Source organism: Vogesella urethralis (assembly GCF_007644045.2).
GTDB classification, from domain to species: Bacteria; Pseudomonadota; Gammaproteobacteria; order Burkholderiales; family Chromobacteriaceae; genus Vogesella; species Vogesella urethralis.
Map to the genome: position 1 here is coordinate 36,790 of NZ_VMDW02000125.1, position 19,579 is coordinate 56,368.

13 protein-coding genes and 1 pseudogene are annotated in these 19,579 nt (G+C 62.8%); 8 read left to right on the forward strand and 6 right to left on the reverse strand.

Features of this window, described 5'->3' with window-relative positions; all coding sequences use genetic code 11:
- Positions 1-570, reverse strand: coding sequence for a GbsR/MarR family transcriptional regulator (locus FLQ03_RS15805; protein ID WP_144373144.1), 570 nt, complete (start codon positions 568-570; stop codon positions 1-3).
- 179 nt (positions 571-749) lie between these two features.
- Between FLQ03_RS15805 and FLQ03_RS15810 the strand changes: the two genes are divergently transcribed.
- The 3 genes from FLQ03_RS15810 to FLQ03_RS15820 all read left to right on the forward strand — a co-directional run bounded on the left by FLQ03_RS15810 (position 750) and on the right by FLQ03_RS15820 (position 5,747).
- The gene (locus FLQ03_RS15810; protein ID WP_144373145.1) at positions 750-2,612 is read left to right on the forward strand and encodes a sensor domain-containing diguanylate cyclase; all 1,863 of its coding nucleotides are present in this window, start codon (positions 750-752) and stop codon (positions 2,610-2,612) included.
- Between the two features lie 93 nt (positions 2,613-2,705).
- Positions 2,706-5,249 carry a DNA mismatch repair protein MutS gene (mutS, locus tag FLQ03_RS15815; protein ID WP_144373146.1) on the forward strand — a complete coding sequence of 848 codons (2,544 nt, stop codon included), beginning with the start codon at positions 2,706-2,708 and terminating at the stop codon, positions 5,247-5,249.
- Positions 5,250-5,321: 72 nt separating this feature from the next.
- The gene (locus tag FLQ03_RS15820; protein WP_144373147.1) at positions 5,322-5,747 is read left to right on the forward strand and encodes a hypothetical protein; all 426 of its coding nucleotides are present in this window, start codon (positions 5,322-5,324) and stop codon (positions 5,745-5,747) included.
- A 43-nt stretch (positions 5,748-5,790) separates the two neighbouring features.
- Here the strand turns inward: FLQ03_RS15820 and aceK are convergent, their stop codons facing one another.
- Both aceK and FLQ03_RS15830 read right to left on the reverse strand, forming a co-directional pair.
- A complete protein-coding gene (gene aceK / locus FLQ03_RS15825) occupies positions 5,791-7,554 on the reverse strand; it encodes a bifunctional isocitrate dehydrogenase kinase/phosphatase (protein WP_144373148.1) in 1,764 nt (587 codons plus the stop codon).
- 246 nt (positions 7,555-7,800) lie between these two features.
- Positions 7,801-8,325: pseudogene (locus FLQ03_RS15830) on the reverse strand (pseudouridine synthase); the annotation flags it as partial.
- 396 nt (positions 8,326-8,721) lie between these two features.
- Here FLQ03_RS15830 and FLQ03_RS15835 point away from each other — a divergent pair.
- On the forward strand, positions 8,722-10,959 hold the full coding sequence (locus FLQ03_RS15835; RefSeq protein ID WP_144373150.1) for an NADP-dependent isocitrate dehydrogenase: 2,238 nt from the start codon (positions 8,722-8,724) through the stop codon (positions 10,957-10,959).
- 231 nt (positions 10,960-11,190) lie between these two features.
- Positions 11,191-12,420, forward strand: a complete 1,230-nt coding sequence (icd, locus tag FLQ03_RS15840) for an NADP-dependent isocitrate dehydrogenase (RefSeq protein ID WP_144373151.1) — start codon at positions 11,191-11,193, stop codon at positions 12,418-12,420.
- Positions 12,421-12,673: 253 nt separating this feature from the next.
- Here the strand turns inward: icd and FLQ03_RS15845 are convergent, their stop codons facing one another.
- The gene (locus tag FLQ03_RS15845) at positions 12,674-13,561 is read right to left on the reverse strand and encodes a LysR family transcriptional regulator (protein ID WP_144373152.1); all 888 of its coding nucleotides are present in this window, start codon (positions 13,559-13,561) and stop codon (positions 12,674-12,676) included.
- Positions 13,562-13,655: 94 nt separating this feature from the next.
- Between FLQ03_RS15845 and mdtH the strand changes: the two genes are divergently transcribed.
- Positions 13,656-14,861: a multidrug efflux MFS transporter MdtH gene (gene mdtH, locus FLQ03_RS15850; RefSeq protein WP_144373153.1), complete on the forward strand. Its 1,206-nt coding sequence runs from the start codon at positions 13,656-13,658 to the stop codon at positions 14,859-14,861.
- Positions 14,862-14,989: 128 nt separating this feature from the next.
- On the opposite strand, the gene FLQ03_RS15855 is transcribed toward mdtH, so the two are convergent.
- A complete protein-coding gene (locus FLQ03_RS15855; RefSeq protein WP_017509885.1) occupies positions 14,990-15,193 on the reverse strand; it encodes a cold-shock protein in 204 nt (67 codons plus the stop codon).
- Positions 15,194-15,425: 232 nt separating this feature from the next.
- Here FLQ03_RS15855 and clpS point away from each other — a divergent pair, with 232 nt between their 5' ends.
- Positions 15,426-15,734 carry an ATP-dependent Clp protease adapter ClpS gene (clpS, locus tag FLQ03_RS15860; RefSeq protein WP_144373154.1) on the forward strand — a complete coding sequence of 103 codons (309 nt, stop codon included), beginning with the start codon at positions 15,426-15,428 and terminating at the stop codon, positions 15,732-15,734.
- Positions 15,734-18,016, forward strand: a complete 2,283-nt coding sequence (gene clpA, locus FLQ03_RS15865; protein ID WP_144373155.1) for an ATP-dependent Clp protease ATP-binding subunit ClpA — start codon at positions 15,734-15,736, stop codon at positions 18,014-18,016. The genes clpS and clpA overlap by 1 nt, the downstream gene beginning before the upstream one ends.
- 156 nt (positions 18,017-18,172) lie before the next feature.
- On the opposite strand, the gene thrC is transcribed toward clpA, so the two are convergent.
- On the reverse strand, positions 18,173-19,579 hold the full coding sequence (gene thrC / locus FLQ03_RS15870) for a threonine synthase (RefSeq protein WP_144373156.1): 1,407 nt from the start codon (positions 19,577-19,579) through the stop codon (positions 18,173-18,175).

Sequence of the window (19,579 nt, forward strand, 5' to 3'; positions counted from 1 at the left end):
TCAGGCCTCCCGGCTATCGTCCCGGCTACCAAAGCGGCCAAGACTGTGCGCGAACTGCAACACTTTGCCGACCTGGCTGCCCAGCTTCATCAGCTTCTCCAGGGTTTCCACGTCCATGTCGCGGATGTCGGCAAACCACTTGGTGACCAGCTCGATCAGCTGGTACATCTCGTTCATGCGCGCCTGGGCGTGACGCTCGGCCTCGCCGGACGGGCTTTCCATGATGGCGCCGCGCAGCATGGTGAGCGTGGGCTCCACCTCGCGCTTCTGCCGCTCTTCAGCCAGCGTCTTGAAGATGGCCCATACGTCTTCTGGGGTGCTGAAGTACTCGCGGCGGTCGCCCGGCAGATGCTGCAGCTTCACCAAGCGCCAGGCCTGCAGCTCTTTCAGCGCCATGCTGGTATTGGAGCGCGAACAGCCGATGGCCTCGACGATATCGTCGGCGTTCAGCGGCTTGTCCGACACGTACAGCAGCGCGTAGATCTGGCCCACGGTACGGTTGATGCCCCAGTGGCTACCCATCTCGCCGAAGTGCAACACGAAGGACTGGATCAGGGGTGGGAGGTTCATGTGTGTGTCCTCTTTTGAATTTTCAGTAATTTCTGAAACTTTGATATGAATCATAGTTTGTGAAAATCTACCTTGTCAAACACCTTGCAACGCGCTAGCTCCATCACTGCAACGTGCTGACTTATCAAAGCAAAACAGTTAAGTCATACTGATAACTATCGAGACAAGCTTGGACCGCGATGCCAGCCGACCCCGCTCTGCGCGATGCCCTGCTGCACGACACCGCAGCCTGCCTGGGCAAAGACTATCTGCAACAACTGGTGACCAGCCTGGCACGCCTCACCGGCGCCCCGTTGGTATTCATCAGCCGCCAGCACTGGCTACCGCGCCGGGAAAGCGAAGTGCTGTTTGCCAGCCACCCCGACCACCCCGGTCGCTACACCCTGGCCGGCACCCCGTGCGCCGACGTACTGCAACAAGCGCGTGCATTGCAGATAGACAGCAGTGTCAACCAGCAATTCACAGCCGAACACCACACCCGCTGGCAGGCCTATGCCGGCTGGCCACTGCTGGCAGAAGACGGCCAGTGCCTGGGTCATCTGGCCTTGTTTGACGACCGCAGCGACCAACTACCCGATGGTTTGCTGGCTGCGCTGGCCCCCTTTGTACAGCGCGCCACCGCCGAGCTGCGCCGCCTGCAGCACGAGTCCGCACTCAGCCAGCGCGCCAGTTGGGACGCGCTGTACTCGTCCATCCTGCGCCAGTACATCCAGGGCCAGCCACTGACCTCCTTGCTGGAAGCCGTGGTACGCCAGGTGGAGCAACGCCTGCCCGGCTGGTTGTGCTCCATCGTCCGTATCGACGCAGAGCAGCGGCTGCGACCGCTGGTTGGCCCGTCCTTGCCCGCCGACTACCACGCGCTGATCGACGGGCTGGCCATCGGCCCCTCCGTCGGCAGCTGCGGTGCGGCCGCCTGGCACCGCAAACGGCTGATTGCCGAAGACCTGCAACAGCACCCCAACTGGGCGCCATACCGCGACATCACCCGCCGCTTCGGTCTGGGCAGTTGCTGGTCCGAACCATTAATGGACGGGCGCGGCAAGGTACACGGCACCTTTGCCGTCTACCACCACACGCCGGCCAGCCCCACGCCGGAAGCCATCATCGTCATCGAAGACGTCTCGCGGCTACTGGGCATCCTGTTTGAAAACCACGCCACACAGCAGGCGCTGGACAGCCGCACCCAGTGGTACCAAGCCATGCTGCAGAACGCGGCCGACGCCATCTCGATCATCGATATGGACGGCCGCTTGCTGGACGCCAGCGACTCGCTGTGCAAACTGCTGGGTTACAGCCAGACAGAACTGCGCCAGCTACGCCTGTGGGACCTGGTGGAAGGGCGCAGCGAAGCCGAGCTGCGCCAGCAACTGCAGCTCACCAGCGAACAAGGCGAAACCTTCGACAGCCTGAACCGTACCCGCGACGGCGACATCATCGAGGTAGAGGTCAGCGTGCGCCGCTTGTTACTGGACGGCCAGCCGGTGATCTGGGGCTCGGCACGTGACATCCGCCAGCGCAAGCAACAAGAACGGCTGCTGCGCGAACGGGCCACCGTGGATTCGCTGACCGGCCTGCTCAACCGCCCCACCCTGCTGGCGGCACTGGATCAGCAATTGGCCCACGCGCTGGGCGATGGTGGCGCCATGACGCTCTTGATGCTGGACCTCGACCACTTCAAGCAAGTGAACGACTGCTATGGCCATGCCTGCGGCGACGCCGCACTGGCGCACTTTGCCAGCCAGTTGCAGCAGCAGCTGGGGCCGCATGATCATGCAGGCCGCCTCGGTGGCGAAGAGTTCTGCATACTGCTGCCGGGCTGCCCGCCGGAACGCGCCCAAGCTATTGCCCAAGGACTATTGCAAACCATGCGCGCCCAACCGCTACTGTTTGACAGGCAGCAGATTGCGCTAACCGCCTCCATCGGCCTGACCCAGCGCCTGCCCGGCGACGATAGCCGCAGCCTGCTGGCCCGCGCCGACATGGCGCTGTACCAGGCCAAGCACGCCGGCCGTAACTGCACGGTGATGCTGCCACCACCGTGACGTACCCTGCCACATCCCGTAAAATGGTTTGCCGCGCCCCGCCAGTCGGGGCGTTGTCTATTGCGGCCAACCTTTTTCAGTACGGATCTATCGATGAGCACAGCCCAGCACACACCCATGATGCAGCAATATCTTGCCCTCAAACGAGAGCACGCCGACAAGCTGCTGTTTTACCGCATGGGTGACTTCTACGAGCTGTTCTACGACGACGCCGAAAAAGCCGCCCGCCTGCTGGACATTACGCTGACGGCGCGTGGCGCCAGCGGCGGCCAGCCGATCAAGATGGCCGGCATTCCCTACCACGCCGCAGAAGGCTACCTGGCACGGCTGGTGAAAATGGGCGAATCGGTAGCCATCGCCGAACAGATCGGCGACCCGGCCACCAGCAAAGGCCCGGTAGAGCGCAAAGTGGTGCGCATCGTCACCCCCGGCACGCTGACCGACGCCGCCCTGCTGGACGACAAGCGCGACAACCTGGTACTGGCCGTCAATATGCACAAAGGCACGCTCGGTCTGGCCTGGCTGTCGCTGGCCAGCGGCGAATTCAAGGTCATGCAAACCGGCGTAGAAGAGCTGCACAGCGAGCTGGAGCGGCTGAAACCGGCCGAACTGCTGCTGCCGGACGACACCGGCCTGGCGGTGTTCGACAGCCTGGGCATGCCAAAGAAAAAACTGCCGCCGTGGCAGTTCGATACCGAATCGTCCACCCTGGCGCTAACCCGCCACTTCGGCACCCGCGACCTGGCCGGCTTTGGCGCCGACACGCTGCCGGTGGCGGTTGGCGCCGCCGGCGCGCTGCTGGAATACGTCAAATCCACCCAGGGCGTGAACCCGGCGCATATTGCGCAACTGGCGGTAGAAGCGCCGGGCGAGCTGATCCGCATGGACGCTGCCACCCGCCGCAACCTGGAGCTGACCGAAACCATCCGCGGTGAAGCCTCGCCCACGCTGGCCTCGCTGCTGGACACCTGCGCCACCAGCATGGGCAGCCGCATGCTGCGCCACTGGCTGCACCACCCGATCCGCCGCCACGACAAGCTGCTGCGCCGCCAGCAGGCGGTACGGGCGCTGCTGAACGCGCATCAGGACATCCACACCCAGCTGCGCGAAGTGGCCGATATCGAGCGCATTACCGCCCGCGTGGCGCTGCGCACCGCCCGCCCGCGCGACCTGGCCGCACTGCGCGACTCGCTGCGCGCGCTGGCCGGCGTCAAGGCCATCGCCGCCACGCTGGACGCACCGCTGCTGGCCGAACTGGTACAGCTGCTGCCGGCCGACTCGCCGGTAGAAAGCCTGCTGGCCACCGCCATCCTGCCGGAACCGGCCACCTTCCTGCGCGACGGCGGCGTGATCAACCACGGTTACCACGCCGACCTGGACGAACTGCGCGCCATCCAGACCGACTGCGGCGACTTCCTGCTGGCGCTGGAAGCGCGCGAAAAGGAACGCACCGGCATCAGCACGCTGAAGGTGGAATTCAACCGCGTGCACGGCTTCTACATCGAAGTATCGAAAGCGCAAGCAGACAAGGTGCCGGACGACTACCGCCGCCGCCAGACGCTGAAAAACGCCGAGCGCTACATCACGCCGGAGCTGAAAACCTTCGAGGACAAAGCGCTGTCGGCGCAGGACAAATCGCTGGCGCTGGAAAAGCAGCTGTACGAGGCGGTGCTGGACCAGCTGGCGCCGTACATTGCCGAGCTGAAACTGATCGCCCAGGCGGTTGCCGGCCTGGACGTGCTGGCCGCCTTTGCCGAGCGCGCGCAAACCAACCACTACGTGCAGCCGACGTTCGTGCCCGACACCCGGCTAGAAATCATCGGCGGCCGCCACCCGGTGGTAGAAGCCGAGGTGGAACGCTTCATCGCCAACGACACCCGCTTGGCCGCAGAGCGCAAGCTGTTGCTGATTACCGGCCCGAACATGGGCGGTAAATCCACCTATATGCGGCAGAACGCGTTGATCACGCTGCTGGCGCACATCGGCAGTTTTGTGCCGGCCGAGCAGGCAACGCTGGGCCAGATCGACCGCATTTTCACCCGCATCGGCGCCAGCGACGACCTGGCCGGCGGCCGTTCGACCTTCATGGTGGAAATGACCGAAACCGCCAACATCCTGAACAACGCCACCGACAAATCGCTGGTGCTGATGGACGAGGTTGGCCGCGGCACCTCCACCTTCGACGGCCTGGCGCTGGCGTGGGCCATCGCCCGGGCGCTGATCGAGAAAAACCGCGCCTATACGCTGTTTGCCACCCACTACTTCGAACTGACCAGCCTCGCCAGCGAGTACAACAGCGTGGCCAACGTGCACCTGTCGGCAGTGGAACACAAGGACCGCATCGTATTCCTGCACCACGTGGAAGACGGCCCCGCCAGCCAGAGCTACGGCCTGGCGGTGGCCCAGCTGGCCGGCGTACCGCCGAAGGTCATCCGCGAGGCGCGGCGTTACCTGACCGAGCTGGAAAACGAATCGGCGGCGCGCGCGCAGCCCGACCTGTTCAGCACCCCGGTGGTGATCCAGCACGAGCCGGAACCGCACCCGGCGGTGGAACTGCTGGCCGACACCGACGTGGACGAACTGACCCCGCGCCAGGCGCTGGAGCTGCTGTATACGCTGAAAAAAATGGCAAAATAAATTCAGGTAATCTGCATGATGTTTCCTACAATGAGGTTAATACCAACAACCCGATAAGGAGATAGTCGCACCATGTATGCAGAAGGTACTGCCGTTTCGTCTGCCCTGGCTCGTCTGTTCGGTTCGGCTAATGGCGGCGAAGCCCTGCCGCTCTCGGGCATCCGCGAGCGTGCCAGCAAGGAATTGTCGCAATTTGCCCAGATGGTCCGAGCCGACCTTGCTCCGCTGGGCATCGCCATCCCGCCTGCCATCAGCTTTGTCAGTTGCAACCAGTGCGCGCTGACGCTGGAAAACGATCACCCGCAGCGCGATGCCATTCTGGGCTGGCTGGAAGGCAATGACCGTATCGCCAAGTATTTCAAGGAAGTGGAGATCCTGTTCGAGGTGGTTCGTGCGGCTGAAAACGCCGGGGAGCTGTTTCCGGAAGAAAGCTGTTTCCACATCGGTTTGACCAGCGCCGGCCCGATCGCCTATTTCGACAGCCACCGCTGCGACTAGACATCACGGGTCAACGCACAAGGGAGGCGCAAGCCTCCCTTTTTCATGCCTGTGCGGGGCTGGGATAACGGTGGCAAAAGCGCATTTCCACCGGGTAGGGGTAGAAGTCCTCGATGATGCCATCCCGGATGCGCTGCTGGCGCTGCTGCCAGAAGCCAACGTCCAGCAGGTCGCGGTGGTAGTGCAGGAAGGTGCGGCGGATGGCCGGGTCGCCCAGCAAAAACGTAGCAAACTCTTCCGGAAACACATCACCACGCGCCACCGGGTACCACACCTCGCCGGACAGCTCCATTTCGGGGTTCGGTGCCGACGGAATGCGGCGGAAGTTGCAATCGGTCATGTATTCAATTTCGTCATAATCGTAAAAGATCACACGACCGTAGCGGGTAACACCGAAGTTTTTGAACAACATGTCACCCGGGAAGATATTGGCGGTAGCCAGGTCCTTGATGGCGTCACCGTACTCGCGCACCACGCGCTCTTTTTCCGCCGCATCGCACTGCATCAGATACAGGTTCAGCGGCTTCATGCGCCGCTCGATGTACAGGTGGCGAATCACCACCGTGTCTTCCCCCTCCTCCAGCGATAGCGCTGCCTGCTGCCGCAGCTCGTCCAGCAAGGCCGGCGTGAAGCGCGCCTTGGGAAACGCCACGTTGGAGAACTCCAGCGTGTCGGCCATGCGGCCAACCCGGTCGTGCCGCTTCACCAGCTGGTACTTGCGCTTCACCGTGTCGCGGTCCATGTCCTTGGGGCCGCCGAATACGTCCTTGATCAGCTTGAACACATACGGGTAGGACGGCAGCGTGAACACCAGCATCACCAGGCCGCGAATGCCGGGCGCCACGGTGAACGGGTCGCGCGAGTGCTGCAGGTGCTGCATGAAGTCGCGGTAGAAGGTGTTCTTGCCCTGCTTCTGCAGCCCCAGCATGGTGTACAGCTCGGCTTTGGTCTTGGTGGGCAGCATGCTGCGCAAAAACTGCACATAAGCCGACGGCACGTCCATATCCACCAGAAAGTAGGCGCGGCTGAACGAAAACAGTACGCCGATGCGCCACGCTTCCAGCAACACGGTATCGAGGTACAGCCGGCCGTCGGTGTCGTGTAGCACCGGTACCGCAAACGGGTACACCTGGGCGCCGTTGATCACCTTGCCGAAAATATAGGCGCTCTTGTTGCGGTAAAACGCGCTGGACAACACCTGGATCTGGTAGCTGGCTTCGGCCTGCGGCCAACGTGCGGCAAAGTGTTCGTGCACGGCGCGGATCACCCGCGCCAGATCCCGCCCCAGGTGGGCAAACGGCCGTTGCCAGCCAAAGTCGGCCACGATGCGGCGCAGTACATGGCGCAGCCCGCTGCTGCCGGGGTAGTAGCTGCGGTAGGACGGCGGGTCGGACTCGATGTACTCGGTGGAGATGGCCGGGCGGATGAAGATGAAATCGTTATTGAAGTAGTCGCGGTGCAGGATGCGGGTGAACACCGAATTGAAGAAGGTTTCCGCCAGCTCCGGCTGTTTGTGGTTGGTCAGCAGGCCGATGTAGTACAGCTTGGCCTGCTGCCAGATTTCGTCGTCCAGCAGCGCGGCATGCAGTTCGGTATTGAGCTGAACCACGGTTTCGCTGACGCGTTCGTCGTAGTACTGGATGCGTTCGCGCACTAGCTGCTGCACGCCCTGCCAGTCGGCCTGTTCGAACAGCGCCTTGGCACGGCGGCTAGTGGCCTGGAATAAACGGTAGTGGCGGTCAAAACCGGCCACCAGCGCCAGCGCGATGTCGCGGGCCACCGGGTTGTACGATTCGGGTATCTGCATGCGGCCCCCTGTCGGCAATGGCAAACGGGCAATGACCGGCCAGCGGGCGCATCCTCCATCTTGTGCAACGCGGTGCCGCTAACCCTTTTTGGCAAAGCGGAAGCGCGGCATCTGGCGCGACGGTTGCGGCGTAGCGGCCGGCTCGGCGCTGCGCTGACGCGGGCCGGGCGCACGCGGTTTGGGCTTGGCCAAGTCTTTAGCATGCAGCGTGCGTGGCAGGTCGGCAAGCGCCACGTCCAGCTCGCGCCACTCCCCTGGCTGCAAGCCGTCCAGCTGCCACGGGCCGACGGCGGCACGCACCAGACGCAGCGTTGGCAAACCCACCTTGGCCGTCATGCGGCGTACCTGGCGGTTCTTGCCTTCGCTGATGATGATCTCCAGCCAGCAATCGGGCACCGTCTTGCGAAAACGCACCGGCGGCTTGCGCTCCCACAGCGGGGGCGCCTCCGGCAACACACGCGCTTGCGCCGGCTGGGTCACGAAGTCGCCCAGGTCCACGCCATCGCGCAGTGCCTGCAGCTGGGCCTCGGTGGCGCGGCCCTCCACTTGCACCCAGTAGGTTTTCGGCTGTTTCCAGCGCGGGTCGCTGATGCGGTGTTGCAGCTCGCCGTCCCCCGTCAGCAACAGCAGGCCTTCGCTGTCGGTGTCCAGCCGGCCGGCCGGGTACACGCCGGGGATGGCCAGGTGGTCTTTCAGGGTGGGGTGCAGTTCGTGCTGCGAAAACTGGCAGATCACGCCGTAAGGCTTGTTGAACAGGATGAGACGGGGCATGGCGGGCCGATTCGGACAATAACAATGGGCGCGATGATAACAAGCAGGGGGCACGCCGGCCACGCTAGTTGGCCGCATGCCACACTGCCGCCACCTAAAGCGATAGCCAGACTGGCAAAAGGCGCAGCCCGGCATTCAGATTCGAACAGTTGTTTACATTCTGCGCCGCAGCAAAGTTCGGATACGCTACAATCAAGCGCTGCATAGAGAGGTATAATTCATTTTTGAAAAGTCAACCGAAAGCCTGCCTGCCATGGCGGTGCCTGCCGGGCCACTGGCGGCTCCCCGCCGCGCCCGCTTTCAGTTTGCCTTTCCGTGTACGGCCGTGTGCCGCCCCCCCCCCTGGCGGTATGCGTATCAGTTCTGGCGTCCAACAATAATCATGGAGATAGAGTAATGCCTTCGGAAAAGCCGACCATCATCTACACCCTGACCGATGAAGCTCCCGCGCTGGCTACCAGTGCCTTCCTGCCCATCATCCGTACTTTTACCGACGCCGCCGGCGTGAACGTGGAAACCGCCGACATCTCGGTTGCCGCCCGCGTTCTGGCCGAGTTCCCCGACTTCCTGCGCGACGAGCAGAAAGTCCCGGACACCCTGAGCGAGCTGGGCAAACTGACCCAGAACCCGGACACCAACATCATCAAGCTGCCGAACATCAGCGCCTCCGTGGCCCAGCTGATGGCCTGCATCAAGGAACTGCAGTCCAAGGGTTACGCCGTACCCGACTACCCGGAAAACCCGACTAACGACGAAGAGAAAGCCATCAAGGCCCGCTACGCCAAATGTCTGGGCTCCGCCGTGAACCCGGTGTTGCGCGAAGGCAACTCCGACCGCCGCGCCCCGCTGGCGGTGAAAAACTACGCCAAGAAGCACCCGCACAGCATGGGCGAATGGAAACAGGCGTCGCAGACCCACGTTTCCCACATGCACCACGGTGACTTCTACCACGGTGAAAAGTCCATGACCCTGGACCGCGCCCGTGACGTGAAAATGGAACTGGTGACCAAGGCCGGCGAAACCATCGTGCTGAAGCCAAAAGTGGCGCTGCAGGACGGCGAGATCATCGACTCCATGTTCATGAGCAAGAAAGCGCTGTGCGAATTCTACGAGCGCGAGATGGAAGACTGCCGCGAAGCCGGCATCCTGTTCTCGCTGCACGTGAAAGCCACCATGATGAAGGTGTCCCACCCCATCGTGTTCGGCCACTGCGTGAAGATCTACTACAAAGACGCTTTCGAGAAGCACGGCAAGCTGTTTGACGAACTGGGCATCAACGTCAACAACGGCATGGCCACACTGTACGAAAAAATCGAAACCCTGCCGGCTTCCAAGCGCGAAGAAATCATCCGCGACCTGCACGCCTGCCAGGAACACCGTCCGCGTCTGGCCATGGTGGACTCCGCCAAGGGCATTACCAACTTCCACTCGCCGAACGACGTGATCGTCGATGCCTCCATGCCGGCGATGATCCGCAACGGCGGCAAGATGTGGGGTGCTGACGGCAAGCCGGCCGACTGCAAGGCCGTGATGCCGGAATCCACCTTTGCCCGCATTTACCAGGAGATGATCAACTTCTGCAAATGGCACGGCAACTTCGACCCGCGCACCATGGGCACCGTGCCTAACGTGGGCCTGATGGCGCAGAAAGCCGAAGAGTACGGTTCGCACGACAAGACCTTCGAAATCCCGGCTGATGGCCAAGCCAACATCGTTGACCTGGCTACCGGCGAAGTGCTGCTGAGCCAGAACGTGGAAGCCGGCGACATCTGGCGCATGTGCCAGGTGAAAGACGCGCCGATCCGCGACTGGGTAAAACTGGCCGTTACCCGTGCCCGCAACTCCGGCATGCCGGCCGTGTTCTGGCTGGACCCGTACCGTCCGCACGAAAACGAGCTGATCAAGAAGGTAAAAACCTACCTGCAGGACTACGACACCAGCGGTCTGGACATCCACATCATGTCGCAGGTTCGTGCCATGCGTTACACGCTGGAACGCGTTGCTCGCGGCCTGGACACCATCTCGGTTACCGGCAACATCCTGCGCGACTACCTGACCGACCTGTTCCCGATCATGGAACTGGGCACCAGCGCCAAGATGCTGTCCATCGTGCCGCTGATGGCTGGTGGCGGCATGTACGAAACCGGCGCCGGCGGTTCGGCCCCGAAACACGTGCAACAGCTGCTGGAAGAAAATCACCTGCGCTGGGACAGCCTGGGCGAGTTCCTGGCACTGGCGGTGAGCCTGGAAGAGCTGGGCATCAAGACCGGCAACACCAAGGCCAAGATCCTGGCCAAAACGCTGGACGAAGCCACCGGCAAGCTGCTGGACAACGACAAATCGCCGTCGCGCCGCACCGGTGAGCTGGACAACCGTGGCAGCCAGTACTACCTGGCCACCTACTGGGCGCAAGCACTGGCCGAGCAGAACGACGATGCCGAGCTGAAGGCCCACTTCGCACCGGTTGCCGCCCAACTTGCCGGTCAGGAACAGCAGATCATCGACGAGCTGAAAGCGGTACAAGGCCAGCCGGCCGACATCGGTGGCTACTACCTGCCGGATGCGGAAAAAACCCGCGCCGTAATGTGCCCGAGCGCTACGCTGAACAAGATCCTGGCTGACGCACTGGCCTGATCCTGCCCCGCGCTACCCCACGCCCCTGCCGCAGACGCCGCAGGGGCGTTTTTATTGCCGGGCTGGCAATCAGCCACAGTGTGCACAATAACTAGCAAAGCAGACCGTTGCGGCCAACGTCGCCGCCTGCGCCAGCCTTGACCATGCTGCGGCAACATTCCCGGCTGGCGATGGTCCTACCGTTTCCCATGCAGCCCACCCTGCACCACAGCAGCAACAGGAGAGCACGACATGAGCGTATCGCATATCAAAGTGCCGGCCGGTGGCCAGAAGATCGTCCCGGGCCAGCCGACACCCGACCAGCCCATCATCCCGTACATCGAAGGCGACGGTATCGGTATCGACATCACGCCGGTGATGATCAAGGTTATCGATGCCGCAGTAGCCAAGGCCTACGGCGGGCAAAAAAAGATCCACTGGATGGAGGTGTACGCCGGCGAGAAATCCACCCGCCTGTATGGCCCGGACGAGTGGCTGCCACGCGAAACCTTCGACGCGTTGAAGGAATACTCGGTATCGATCAAAGGCCCGATGACCACGCCGGTGGGCGGTGGCATCCGCTCGCTGAACGTGGCGCTGCGCCAGGAGCTGGACTTGTACCAGTGCGTGCGCCCGGTGCAGTATTTCAAAGGCGTACCGTCGCCCTTGAAGCAGCCGGAGCTGGTGAACATGGTGATCTTCCGCGAAAACACCGAGGATATTTACGCCGGCATCGAGTGGGCGCACGGTACCGAGGCGGTCCAGAAGGTGATTGGGTTTCTGCAACAAGAAATGGGCGTGAAGAAAATCCGCTTCCCGACCAGCTCCGGCATCGGCATCAAGCCGATTTCGGTGGAAGGCAGCGAGCGGCTGGTGCGCGCCGCCATCCAGTACGCCATCGACAACCAGCGCAAGTCGGTCACCATCGTGCACAAGGGCAATATCATGAAGTTTACCGAGGGTAACTTCCGCGATACCGCCTACGCACTGGCCAAGCGCGAATTCGGCGGCGTGGAAATCGACGGCGGCCCGTGGCTAAAGCTGCCGAACGGTATCGTGATCAAGGACGCCATCGCCGACGCCTTCCTGCAGCAGATCCTGCTGCGCCCGGCCGAATACGACGTGATTGCCACCACCAACCTGAACGGCGATTACATCTCGGACGCGCTGGCGGCGCAGGTGGGCGGCATCGGCATCGCCCCCGGCGCCAATATCTCCGACCAGTACGCCTGCTTTGAAGCCACCCACGGCACCGCGCCCAAGTACGCCGGCCTCGACAAGGTGAACCCCGGTTCGCTGATCCTGTCAGCCGAGATGATGCTGCGCCACCTGGGCTGGAAAGAAGCGGCCGACCTGGTGATTCGCGCCATGGAAGCCGCCATTGGCGACAAGGTAGTCACCTACGACTTTGCCCGGCTGATGGACGGCGCCACCGAGGTGTCGTGCTCCGAGTTTGGCGACGCCATGATCGCGCGCATGTAACGCACCGGCTGCGGTCAAGACACAAGGCCCTGCCGCCAGGCAGGGCCTTGTACAGGCTGCAGACACAGTGGCAACCAAGCGCTCAGCGGACCCGGCCAAGCCGGGCCGCACCACTTCCATCTTGCCCCCGCAGCCTTCCCGTTTACACTACCCAGCCGGTGTGCAAGGCAAACCGGCTGGGTCAAACCGCTGGGCAAGGCCCTGCCGCCAGGCAGGGCCTTGCTACGTCCGGCTGCGGCCAACGTTGGCCGCATCAGGCCCAATCCGGCGCCATCGCCCGCACGGTATCCAGCACCAGCTGCTTCGGGGCATCGCTGCGCTTTCCGGCGCGCCACGCCATCATCACCTCCCACTGCCACAGCGGCAGATCACGGATGGCCAGCTTCACCAGCCGGCCTTCGCGCAGGTCGCGCTTCACCGCCACCTCCGGCATGAAGGTGAGGAAGCCGTGCTCCATCGCCAGCTCGCGCGCGGCGCTGGCTGGCTGGATGGCGTGCAGCGGGCCGCTAGCGGTACGCTGCTGGCGCAGCAAGGCCAGCAAGGTATCGCAACCGTCGCCCCAGTACTGCGGCGCCAGCCGCGCGTTGGCCACCTCGGCTAGCGTCAGCTCGCCACGCTGCGCCAGCGGGTGGCGCTTGTGCACCACCGGCACGATGGGCGAGCACCAGATGCGCTCCATCTGGATGCCGGCCATCGGCGGGCACTTCAGCACGAAGCCCACCTGTACGCCATCGGTCAGCAAGCGTTCCATGATGGCAGGCGAATGATCGGTGCTGCAGCGGATCTCGAACGGCGCCTCGGCCAGCGCCACCAGCACCGGGCCAAACACCACCGACGCCAGCGATGGCAGGCAGGCCAGCGTCAGGCGCGGCAGTGCCGGCACGCCCTGTACCGCGCGGCGGCCATCGTCCAGGATCGCCAATGCCTGCCGCGCAGCCGGCAGGTACGCCTCGCACGCCGGCGTCGGCACCGCGCCACGGCGATGGCGACGGAACAGCTGCGCCCCCACATTGGCCTCCAGCAGCGCCACGCGCTGGCTCACCTGCGGCTGCGACCAGCCGCGCCGTGCTGCCGCCTGGCTAAAGCTGCCGCAATCGACGATATCGATCAACAAGGCGAGGTCATCCAGCGAGATAGCCATAAAGAAAACCCATAGCAATTATTAGCAGTTAACGGCTTCCATGATAGCTGATGCCGCACCACAATGAAGCACATCCTTCATTCAGGGGCAGATCATGGCTTCGGCAGAGCAGGCACGGCGCCTGGGCAGGCGTTTCATCATGCTCGACAACATCCTGGTGGTATTCGGCTTTTTCTGCGTGTTTCCGCTGATCAGCCTGCATTTTGTCGACCAGCTGGGCTGGGCCGCCGCCGCCGTCGGGCTGGCGCTGGCCATCCGCCAGCTGATGCAGCAGGGACTGGGCTTGCTCGGTGGCTCACTGGCCGACCGTTACGGCGCCAAACCGCTGATCGTGAGCGGCATGCTGCTGCGCGCCGCCGGTTTTGCCACCATGGCGGCCGCCACCAGCCCGGCGGCACTGGTGTTTTCCTGTGTGTTGTCGGGCTTGGGCGGCATGCTGTTCGACCCGCCCCGCGCCGCGCTGATCATCAAGCTCACCCGCGCCCGTGAACGCAACCACTTCTACACGCTGTTGATGATGTGGGAGAGCGCTGCCGCCGTCAGCGGGGCCATGCTCGGCTCCTGGCTGCTGCATTTCGACTTCTGGTGGGTGGGCATGGGCGGCTGTGCGGTGTTCGTGCTGGCGGCGGCGGCCAACCTGTGGCTATTACCGGCTTACCGCGTCGCCAGCGGCAAAACGTCGCCGCTGGCCTCCATCCGCACCGTACTGGGCGATCGCCGCTACATGCAACTGGTACTGACCCTTAGCGGCTACTACGTCCTGGGCGTGCAGATCATGCTGCTGGTGCCCATCGTGCTGAAGCAGATGGCCGGCACCCCGCAAGTGGTGGGCTGGCTGTACGCCATGGAAACCACGCTGTCGCTGACCCTGTTGTACCCGCTGGCCAAGCTGGGCGAACGCCACCTCAGCCTGGCGCAGCGCGTGCTGGCCGGCATCGCCCTGATGAGCGTCAGCCTGCTGCTGATGGCGTGGGCGGGCAGCCTGTGGCTGGCCATGCCACTACTGGCACTGTTCTATACCGGCAGCCTGATCACCGAACCGGCACGCGAAGCCCTGCTGGCCGGCTACGCCAACAGCGAAGCCCGTGCTGGCTACAGTGGCACCAGCCGGCTGGGGCTGGCGCTGGGTGGTGCTACCGGCTACCTAGGCGGCGGCTGGCTACTGGACCTGTCGCGCAGCCTGGGGCTGCCGGCCCTGCCGTGGCTGATGCTGGCCACCATCGGTGCCATCACCTTTTACGCGCTGCAGCGCCAGCTGTTGCCATCGCGCGCGGCGCGCCTGGCGCGGCAGCCCTGTTGAAGCGGTGCTGGCAGAACGCAGTGTTCTGCCAGCACCGATGCACGCCCCCAGACGCAAAAAAACCGCATCGGAAGATGCGGTTTTTGCGTACGACATCAAGGTCGTCACATCAGGAAGGCAGCTTGCGCTTAGGCCTTCTGGATGTTGGAAGCTTGTTTGCCTTTCGGGCCTTGCACCACGTCAAAGCTTACGCGCTGGCCTTCGGTCAGCGACTTGAAGCCTTGCATGTTGATCGCGGAGAAGTGCGCGAACAGGTCATCACCGCCTTCGTCCGGAGTGATGAAGCCGAAACCTTTAGCGTCGTTGAACCACTTAACAATACCAGTTGCCATGTGTAACTATCCTTGCATGCATAAAGTAAACAGGGTGGTGAGTCCTAGCGTTTCGAGCTTACACGCTGCAGCAGGTATGGGTGACACACAGCCAGCGATGCAAACCAAGCACCGTCTGTATTTCTACCCGTAGCATGTGACAACGTCAAGACACCAAGCCAAAAGTTCAGGGCTTGAAAAACCCGGTATCCGAACCAAAATTGAATTAAGCGCGAATTCGCAGAAGGTTCCCATGTCTACGCAGTACAAGGATGATGTGTCGGTCGACGCTCAGAAAGCCACGACCAAACCCCCACCGCTGTATAAGGTATTGTTATTAAACGACGATTTCACCCCAATGGACTTTGTCGTTGATGTACTGCAGCATTTCTTTCACATGAACGCTGAAAAGGCGACAACCGTGATGCTGCAGGTGCACAATCAGGGCAAGGGACTTTGTGGCATTTACACCAAAGACATTGCCGCCACCAAGGTAGAGCAAGTGACGCAGTACGCACAAACGCACCAGCATCCACTGCAGTGTGTCATGGAGGAAAACTGATGATTGCCCAAGAACTGGAAGTCAGCCTGCACATGGCCTTTATGGATGCACGCCGCAAACGGCACGAGTTCATCAGCGTGGAGCACCTGCTCCTGGCGATGACCGACAACCCGTCTGCCGCCGAAGTCCTCCGCGCCTGCGGCGCCAACATCGACCAGCTGAAGAAGCAGCTGGGGGACTTTATCGACGAACACACCCCCACCGTGCCTGGTGAAGCCGAGGTGGAAACCCAGCCCACACTGGGCTTCCAGCGCGTGATCCAGCGCGCCATCCTGCACGTGCAATCGTCCGGCAAGAAGGAAGTGACCGGGGCCAATATCCTGGTGGCCATCTTCGGCGAGAAAGACTCGCACGCCGTGTACTACCTGCACCAGCAAGGTATCTCGCGCCTGGACGTGGTGAATTTCATCTCGCACGGCATTACCAAGCAGAGCTCCAAACCGGCTGCCGGCCAGGATTCCCATCACGACAGCTCCGGCGAAAGTGATAGCGAGGACAGCAACAACGCCCCGGGCGGTGCGCTGGAAAACTACACGCAAAACCTCAACCAGTTTGCCCGTGATGGCCGCATCGACCCGCTGATCGGCCGCGAGCACGAGGTAGAGCGTGTTATCCAGATCCTGTGCCGTCGCCGCAAGAACAACCCGCTGCTGGTGGGCGAAGCCGGCGTGGGCAAGACCGCCATTGCCGAAGGCCTGGCGCGCCGTATCGTAGCCGGCGAGGTGCCCGAGGTACTGGCCAAAGCCACCGTCTACTCGCTGGACATGGGCGCCCTGCTGGCCGGCACCAAATACCGTGGCGACTTCGAACAGCGCCTGAAACAGGTGATCAAGCAACTGGCAGAAGACAGCCACGCCATCCTGTTCATCGACGAGATTCACACCCTGATCGGTGCTGGCGCCGCCTCCGGCGGCACGCTGGACGCGTCCAACCTGCTGAAACCGGCGCTGTCCAACGGTAGCCTGCGTTGCATCGGTGCCACCACCTACACCGAGTACCGCGGCATCTTCGAAAAAGACAGCGCACTGTCGCGCCGCTTCCAGAAGATCGACGTGCCGGAACCGTCGGTGGAGCAGACGATCGAGATCCTGAAGGGGCTGAAGAGCCGCTTCGAGGCACACCACGGCGTCAAGTACACGTTGGCCGCGTTGTCTACCGCCGCCGAGCTGTCGGCGCGTTACATCAACGACCGTCACCTGCCGGACAAGGCCATCGACGTGATCGACGAAGCCGGTGCCGCGCAGAAGATCCTGCCGAAGTCGAAGCAGAAAAAGGTGATCAACAAGGCCGAAATCGAGGAGATCATCGCCAAGATCGCCCGCATTCCGGCCAAGAACATCAGCAGCGACGACCGCAATGTACTGAAGAACCTGGACCGCGACCTGAAAAACGTGGTGTTTGGCCAGGACAAGGCCATCGATGCGCTGGCCGCTGCCATCAAGATGTCGCGCTCCGGCCTGGGTAACCCCAACAAGCCGATCGGCTCCTTCCTGTTCTCCGGCCCCACCGGCGTCGGCAAGACCGAGGTGGCCAAGCAACTGGCCTACTTCCTGGGTGTCGAGCTGCTGCGTTTCGATATGTCCGAGTACATGGAACGCCACGCCGTCAGCCGCCTGATCGGCGCGCCACCGGGCTACGTCGGCTTCGAACAGGGCGGCCTGCTGACCGAGCAGATCACCAAGCACCCGTACGCGGTGCTGCTGCTGGACGAGATCGAGAAAGCGCACCCGGACATCTTCAACGTGCTGCTGCAGGTGATGGACCACGGCACGCTGACCGACAACAATGGCCGCAAGGCGGATTTCCGCAACGTGGTGATCATCATGACCACCAACGCCGGTGCCGAGTCGCTGTCCAAGTCGTCGATCGGTTTTACCGGCAGCAAGCAGGCCGGCGACGAAATGGCCGACATCAAGCGCCTGTTCAGCCCGGAGTTCCGCAACCGGCTGGATGCCATCATCCCGTTCGGCATGCTGAACGAGGAGATCATCCTGCAGGTGGTGGACAAGTTCCTGATGCAGCTGGAACAGCAACTGTCCGACAAGAAAGTGGAAATCCACTTCAGCGACAGCCTGCGCAAGCACCTGGCGAAGAAAGGTTTCGACCCGCTGATGGGCGCCCGCCCGATGGCGCGCCTGATCCAGGACACCATCCGCAAGGCGCTGGCCGACGAGCTGTTGTTCGGCCGCTTGGCGGGCGGTGGCGAGGTGACAGTCGAGCTGACCGCCGAAGAGAAGGTGGAGCTGGTCTTCCACGAAACCGCCGAGGCTGCTGCCGTCTAAGCTGGCCACACGCCAAAAGCCCCGCGTTTGCGGGGCTTTTTTGTTGCCGGCCCACGGCTTGCGGCCAACCTTGCCACCGGCAGCGCCAGGGTTGGCCAACAACAACAAGGCCCGCCGGATGGCGGGCCTTGTTCGTCATGCAAAACGACTAGCGCCTTAAGCCAAGGCTTGGCGCACGTAGGCTTTCACCGCGTCGGCGTCGGCGTCGAACACCGTTACCTTTTGCGGCAGGTCTTCCAGCCCCTCGAAGCCGGCCGGACGCGGTGCGTCGCGGTTCAGCGCCTCGCGGATGGTGTCGGCAAACTTGGCCGGCAGCGCGGTTTCCAGGCAGACGATGGTCTCACCCGGCAGGCGCACTTCGCGCGCCACCTTGATGCCATCAGCGGTGTGGGTGTCCACCACCACCTGGTCTTCGGCGTCCACGGTGCGGATGGTGGCCAGGCGGTCGGCGTGGCTGCTCTTGCCGGACACAAAACCGAACTGCTCGCGGATCTGCGCCAGCTTGTCGCCCAGGTCGAAACCACGGCCGGCGTCCACTTCGGCCCACAGCGCGGCCACGGCAGCGCCGTCACGGCCCAGCAGGTCGAACACGAAACGCTCGAAGTTGGACGCCTTGGAGATGTCCATCGACGGGCTGGACGTTACCCAGGTATTAGCGGTGCCACGCGGCTGGTAGCGGCCGGTCTTGAAGAACTCGTCCAGCACGTCGTTCTCGTTGGTGGCCACGATCAGGCGTTGCACCGGCAGACCCATCTGGCGGGCGATGTGGCCGGCGCAGACGTTGCCGAAGTTGCCGGACGGCACGCAGAAGCTGACTTGCTCGTCGTTGCTGCTGGTGGCGTTGAAGTAGCCCTTGAAGTAGTACACCACCTGCGCCACCACACGTGCCCAGTTGATGGAGTTGACGGTGCCGATCTTGTACTGGTTTTTGAAGGCGTGGTCGTTCTGCACCGCCTTCACGATATCCTGGCAATCGTCGAACATGCCCTTGATGGCAATGTTGTGGATGTTGGCGTCCTGCAGGCTGTACATCTGCGCGCGCTGGAACGGACTCATCAGGCCGTCCGGGCTCAGCATGAACACGTTGATGCCCTGCTTGCCGCGCATCGCGTACTCGGCCGCCGAACCGGTATCGCCGGAGGTGGCGCCTACGATGTTCAGCTGTTCGCCCTTCTTGGCCAGCACGTACTCGAACAGGTTGCCCAGGAACTGCATGGCCATGTCCTTGAACGCCAGCGTCGGGCCGTTGGACAGTTCCAGGATGACCAGGCCGTCGTGCAGGCGCTTCACCGGGGTGATGGCCTCGCTGCCGTATACCTCGGCAGTGTAGGTGCGGTCCAGGATGGCTTTGAGGTCGGCTTCCGGAATATCGGTAGCAAACAGGCGGATGATCTCGAACGCCAGCTCGGCGTAGGACAGGTCGCGCCAGGCGTCCAGCTGGGCGCGGCCAACCTGCGGGTAGCTTTCCGGCAGCGCCAGGCCGCCATCCGGCGCCAGGCCCATCAGGATGGTGTCGGAGAAAGCAAGCGGCGCCATGCCGCCACGGGTGCTGATGTATTTCAT

Coding starts and splice junctions, on each gene's coding strand:
- FLQ03_RS15805 (WP_144373144.1), bottom strand. CDS start 570: ATGAACCTCCCACCCCTGATCCAGTCCTTCGTGTTGCACTTCGGCGAG.
- FLQ03_RS15810 (WP_144373145.1), top strand. CDS start 750: ATGCCAGCCGACCCCGCTCTGCGCGATGCCCTGCTGCACGACACCGCA.
- mutS (WP_144373146.1), top strand. CDS start 2,706: ATGAGCACAGCCCAGCACACACCCATGATGCAGCAATATCTTGCCCTC.
- FLQ03_RS15820 (WP_144373147.1), top strand. CDS start 5,322: ATGTATGCAGAAGGTACTGCCGTTTCGTCTGCCCTGGCTCGTCTGTTC.
- aceK (WP_144373148.1), bottom strand. CDS start 7,554: ATGCAGATACCCGAATCGTACAACCCGGTGGCCCGCGACATCGCGCTG.
- FLQ03_RS15835 (WP_144373150.1), top strand. CDS start 8,722: ATGCCTTCGGAAAAGCCGACCATCATCTACACCCTGACCGATGAAGCT.
- icd (WP_144373151.1), top strand. CDS start 11,191: ATGAGCGTATCGCATATCAAAGTGCCGGCCGGTGGCCAGAAGATCGTC.
- FLQ03_RS15845 (WP_144373152.1), bottom strand. CDS start 13,561: ATGGCTATCTCGCTGGATGACCTCGCCTTGTTGATCGATATCGTCGAT.
- mdtH (WP_144373153.1), top strand. CDS start 13,656: ATGGCTTCGGCAGAGCAGGCACGGCGCCTGGGCAGGCGTTTCATCATG.
- FLQ03_RS15855 (WP_017509885.1), bottom strand. CDS start 15,193: ATGGCAACTGGTATTGTTAAGTGGTTCAACGACGCTAAAGGTTTCGGC.
- clpS (WP_144373154.1), top strand. CDS start 15,426: ATGTCTACGCAGTACAAGGATGATGTGTCGGTCGACGCTCAGAAAGCC.
- clpA (WP_144373155.1), top strand. CDS start 15,734: ATGATTGCCCAAGAACTGGAAGTCAGCCTGCACATGGCCTTTATGGAT.
- thrC (WP_144373156.1), bottom strand. CDS start 19,579: ATGAAATACATCAGCACCCGTGGCGGCATGGCGCCGCTTGCTTTCTCC.